The following is a 4,589-nucleotide window of genomic DNA, read 5'->3' as shown; positions in this document are numbered from 1 at the left end:
GATCTGGGCCGACGCCGATCGGATCGTCCAGGTCCTCGTCAATCTACTGTCCAACGCCGTGAAGTTCTCGCCGCCAGGTGGCGTGGTGACAATCGGCGTCGGGCTGCGGGAGAGCTGGGTCGAATTCCGGGTCACAGACCGCGGCCGCGGCGTGCCCGTGGCCCACCGCCGGGCGATCTTCGAACGATTCCGGCAGGTGGAGACGTCCGACGCGCGCGAGAAGGGAGGCATAGGCCTGGGGCTCGCGATCTGCAAGTCGATCATCGAGCAGCATGGCGGTATGATCGGCGTCGAGAGCGAGGAAGGGGGCGGCAGCATCTTCTGGTTTCGGGTCGCGACCGCGCCCAGGCCGGTCGCGCCGCGGCTCGGCCGCGCGATCCTGGTCTGCGGCGACAACGCCGAGCGCCGAGGGTCCTTCGAAGAAGTGATCAGGCAGGCCGGGTACACCGTCATCACGGTGCCGGACGCGGACGCTGCGTGGGCGGTGCTCCAGGGCGGCGACGTCGCCGCCGTCCTGCTGGAAGGCGACTCGGCGCTGCTCGCGCGCATCAGAAAGGAACCAGCATTCGAGGCAATACCGGTGATTCTGTTCGGCAGCCCGCTCGTGGTATCGCCCGAGGCGTTGTCGGACAGCCTCGTGCTCTTTCTCCCGGAGCGCGTCGACAGCCGCGAGCTGCTGGCGGCGATCCGCGATGGCTTGGAGCGGGGTCGGGTCGCCGCGCAGGCCCGCTACGTCTTGCTCGTGGAGGACGACCTGACACTGCTCGACGTCATGGCGCGACAGCTCTCGCGGGAAGGGATCGCGGTCCGAACCGCGACAACCGGCAAGGAGGCGATTCGAGTGGCCGAGGCCGAACCCCCCGCGCTCATGGTGCTCGACGTCGGGCTCCCCGAACGCGACGGCTTCGATGTCGTGGACACTATGCGTCAGCGACCCGAGCTGAGGGACATTCCGGTGCTCGTCTACACGGGTCGCGACCTCACGGAGGAACAGCGCGGGCGGCTTCGCCTGGGCCCGACGCGCTTTCTGACCAAATCCAAGGCCTCCAACGAGGACTTCCGACGGCTGGTGGTGGAGCTGCGACAGATTCCGCTGCCCCTCGACCGGGGCTCGGGGCATCCCGAGCATCGTCGAGAGATGGCGCGCGGCGCGGATACAGCGACGCAATCATGAAGGTCCTGATTATCGACGACGACGCAGACATCCGGTCGATTGCGCGGCTGACCCTCAGTCGCCTGGGCGGCATGGAGGTGGTCGAGGCCGCCAGCGGCGCCGAGGGTGTGCGCAAAGCCCAGAACGAGAAGCCTGACGTGATTCTGCTCGACATGATGATGCCGGCGATGGACGGCTCGGAGACACTGGCGGCGCTCCGCTCGCAACCGGCCACCGCCATGACGCCCGTGATCCTCCTGACGGCTATGGCCATAGGGGCCGAGGTCGAGCGCATGACGGCTCTTGGTGCGGCCGGCGTCTTGATCAAGCCCTTCGATCCTCGCACGTTGTCAGAGGACGTGCGAGCCCTCATCAAACGGCCGCTCGACTCCTGATGCGCGGGTCACGTTGCCGCAAACCTCTTCCGCTTCATCGTTCCCCATCCCTGCTTGCCTCAGAAGTAGTCGACGACCCCCACGATCCGCCACCACGGCGCGAGCTGCCGGTACCTGAAGTGTTCCAGCACGCCGTACGCGGCGAGCCGCAAGAGATCGGTCCCCTTCGGGTATCTGCGGAAGGACAGTTCCTCCAGCGCGACGGACGCCGCGGGCTTCTTCAGCGCGCTTGCGACCGCTCGTGAATAGCTGATTCATGCGCAACCAAAGCGGTGCCCACGTCGAGCAGCTCGACAAGCCATTGCTGCCGACGGCGCTCCGCGCCGGGACAGAATGGCCAACTGTGAGCCGGATTAGCCGCCTGGATGCCGGCTTCCGCCGGCATGACGAACAGTGGTCGTTCCGGCGCAAACCCGAATCCCGTAGAATCGTCATTCCGGCGTACGCCGGAATCCAGATCGGACGCGATGAATCGCGCCTCTACGCTGTCCCGCGTCCTACTGTCTATCGACAGGAAGCTGGTTACCGCTCTGCAAGGTAGCCCGGGCGAGCCTTCACTGCGGCATCCCGACCCTTCACGCGCACGGTGAGCCGGTGCCACCCGTCGGCGGAGACGCCACTCGGTGAGTAGCTCACCACGTAGCGCTGGCGGAACTCGTCGAGCACCTCGAGAAAGACGGCACCCAGGTTCTTCGTCGATTCGATCTCGAACAGCCGGCCGCCCGTCTGTTCGCTGAGCTTGCGAAGAAATTCGATCTTCAGGCCCTGGCCGGCCGACACGGCGTACACCACGACATCACTGCGCTTGGCAATCTCCAGTACGGCCTCGGGCGCCAGCCAACTCGACGTGTCGACGCCGTCGCTGAAGACGATGACGAGGGCTCGTCCGACATCGGACTCACCGAGCATCATGCCGGTGAAACTGGCGTCAACAACGGACGTGTTGCCGGACGACTGAGCCGACTCGATTGCCCTCCTCACCCGCCCCCAGTCGCCGGACAAGCCAGCTCGGAGGGATACCATGTGGTTGAACGTGATGAGCGCCGCGCGGTCACCGACTTTCAGTCCATCCAGCAGACCCCGGCCGGCCGCGCGCAGTTGCGCGAGGCGCTCGCCAACGACGCTGTCGCTCATGTCGAGCGTGAGAACCACATTGAGCGGCAGTTGCTCGAAGTTGACCAGGTCAACCTCCTGCCGGATGCCGTTGTCGAACACTTCGAAATCGCCCGGGCCCAGGCCGCGAACCGGCTTCCCATCCTTCGTGACCAGCACGTCAACGCGGACTGCTTCGACCTTCGAGGAGAAGGTCGGGTTCTGCGCGGCCGCATGGAACAGCGGGCCCGAGAGCAGCAAGGCCGCCAGGATCGGCACGCGCCCGCTCATTTCTGGTCTCCGGTCACGAACCGACGGTACAGGTCGCGGAGCCGCGTCACAGCGTCCTGGTTGAGCCAGGAGTTGTACCTCCACCAGGGGTCCTCTCTGCGATCCTGTTGGTCGGAGGGCAGGTTGAGCATGTGCCGCGTAGCCGCGAGCGCCTCGATCCGATCGCCGCCCCGCCGCGCCAGGGCACTCAGGGCGACCCAGGGCGACTGCGCCAACGGAAAGAGCGCCGCCGCCGCGTTGTAGTGGGCGCGTGCCGCGTCCCTCCTGCCCAGGGCCTGCTCCTCGTCGCCGAGGAACAGCTCGGCGTAGTAGCGGAGGACCGGTCCCTGCGCCGAGGCCGCCGCCTTTCGCAACTCGCCCGCCGCTTCGTCGTGTCGTCCGAGTGCGCCCAGGACGGCACCGTGGTGTAGACAGGCTTCGACGAAATCAGGATTCCACTCGAGGGCTCTGCGGAAGAGGCCCTCGGCTTCTTTCAGGTGCGTGGATGCCGGACGCGTGTCAGTCTTGCTGGCATCCACAGCCGGCCGGAGGTGTCGGGATGCGAAGGCCTCGTGGTAGTAGCCGTGCTCAAAGAGCAGCCCGGGATCGTCCGGGAACAACAGGCTGGCATGGTCGATATGGGGGACGCCGCTCGCGTAGTCCGTGCGCTGGAGCAGGTAGGCAATGGTTGCCTCGTACCACTGACGCACCATCGCGTCCTTCCTGGGATCGGGACTGATGGCATCGAGCAAGGCTCGGCTCTGGACCCAGTGGATCCCGCTGCAGCTGGTTCCGATCTCGTGGCCGTCTTTTACGATGATCACCGACTGCGTCGAACAACCAACCAGCCCGGGCACCGTCGGGACCGCCAACATCGCGACATCGCCGTGCAGAATCGCGCCGCGCATCAAGAGGCTGGTGACATACCAACGTTCTGCTTCCTGGCTCGTCACGCCCAGAAGATCCCGAATGTCGGAAGCCGTGAAGATTACGTCTCTGTAAATGATTCGTTCGGCGCGCCCGTAGCGTTCGACGTCGCGCCTTAGAAGGTTCAGCATCGCGAGGAAGTCGGTCCTGAGGGCCTCAAGGTCCGCTTCGCTCGTCCGGCCGATGAGCATCGCCGGCGCATCCATCTGGCCAGGCTTGTGCTCCGCGATCGCCTTCAGCCACGACGCGAGCCGCTGCAGCCACAAAGGGGTTTCGGCAGTCTGGCCGGCCGGGGAATCGACAGCGGAGGTTTGCGCGCCGGGCGGCTTCGCAGCGCGAGGCTGAGTGGATGCGCACCCCACCAGCGCCAGTCCCACCAATGCGGCCGTCAAGCCGAAGGCCATCGTCGGCTGCGGTGCGTTCATCAGCATCCTCTGGTCGCCTGTCGCACACACCTTCCGCCGCGGGCAGGCAAATCCACGCGCCGTGCGGCATGTACGGGTCGCATGCTCGATGCCCCCGAGGCCGTACTATAGCCCGGCCGCCGCTGTGGTCAGTACGTCATCTGTCCGGGGGAATAGGCGCCTGGATATGCCGGCTTCCGCCGGCATCTGGAGTTTCTACATATTTTACGCCGCAGCGGCGTGAGTGAGCGCACGGTTAGTGATCACGAGGTCGAATTCTTTCACGAGATCCGGATGTTCCACCACCTCATTGCGCAGCAACGTGATCAGATCCAGACACGACGGGCG

4 protein-coding genes are annotated in these 4,589 nt (G+C 65.8%); 2 read left to right on the top strand and 2 right to left on the bottom strand.

The genetic code is table 11. From position 1 onward, the window contains the following. Both NT151_07345 and NT151_07340 read left to right on the top strand, forming a co-directional pair. A partial coding sequence (locus NT151_07345) for an ATP-binding protein (GenBank protein ID MCX6538729.1) occupies nucleotides 1-1,174 on the top strand: 1,174 nt, incomplete at its 5' end. Next, complete coding sequence (locus tag NT151_07340) at nucleotides 1,171-1,548, top strand: response regulator (protein MCX6538728.1); 378 nt, start codon at nucleotides 1,171-1,173, stop codon at nucleotides 1,546-1,548. The genes NT151_07345 and NT151_07340, both read left to right, overlap by 4 nt. Before the next feature lie 522 nt (nucleotides 1,549-2,070). Here NT151_07340 and NT151_07335 read toward each other — a convergent pair. Together NT151_07335 and NT151_07330 are read right to left on the bottom strand one after the other, a co-directional pair. Then, nucleotides 2,071-2,931: a VWA domain-containing protein gene (locus NT151_07335; GenBank protein MCX6538727.1), complete on the bottom strand. Its 861-nt coding sequence runs from the start codon at nucleotides 2,929-2,931 to the stop codon at nucleotides 2,071-2,073. Continuing rightward, on the bottom strand, nucleotides 2,928-4,262 hold the full coding sequence (locus NT151_07330) for a tetratricopeptide repeat protein (protein ID MCX6538726.1): 1,335 nt from the start codon (nucleotides 4,260-4,262) through the stop codon (nucleotides 2,928-2,930). The genes NT151_07335 and NT151_07330 overlap by 4 nt, the downstream gene beginning before the upstream one ends. Nucleotides 4,263-4,589: the final 327 nt, after the last annotated feature.

The organism is Acidobacteriota bacterium, assembly GCA_026393675.1.
Classification (GTDB): Bacteria; Acidobacteriota; Vicinamibacteria; order Vicinamibacterales; family JAKQTR01; genus JBAXOX01.
This window is presented reverse-complemented; position numbering and strand designations above follow the sequence as displayed.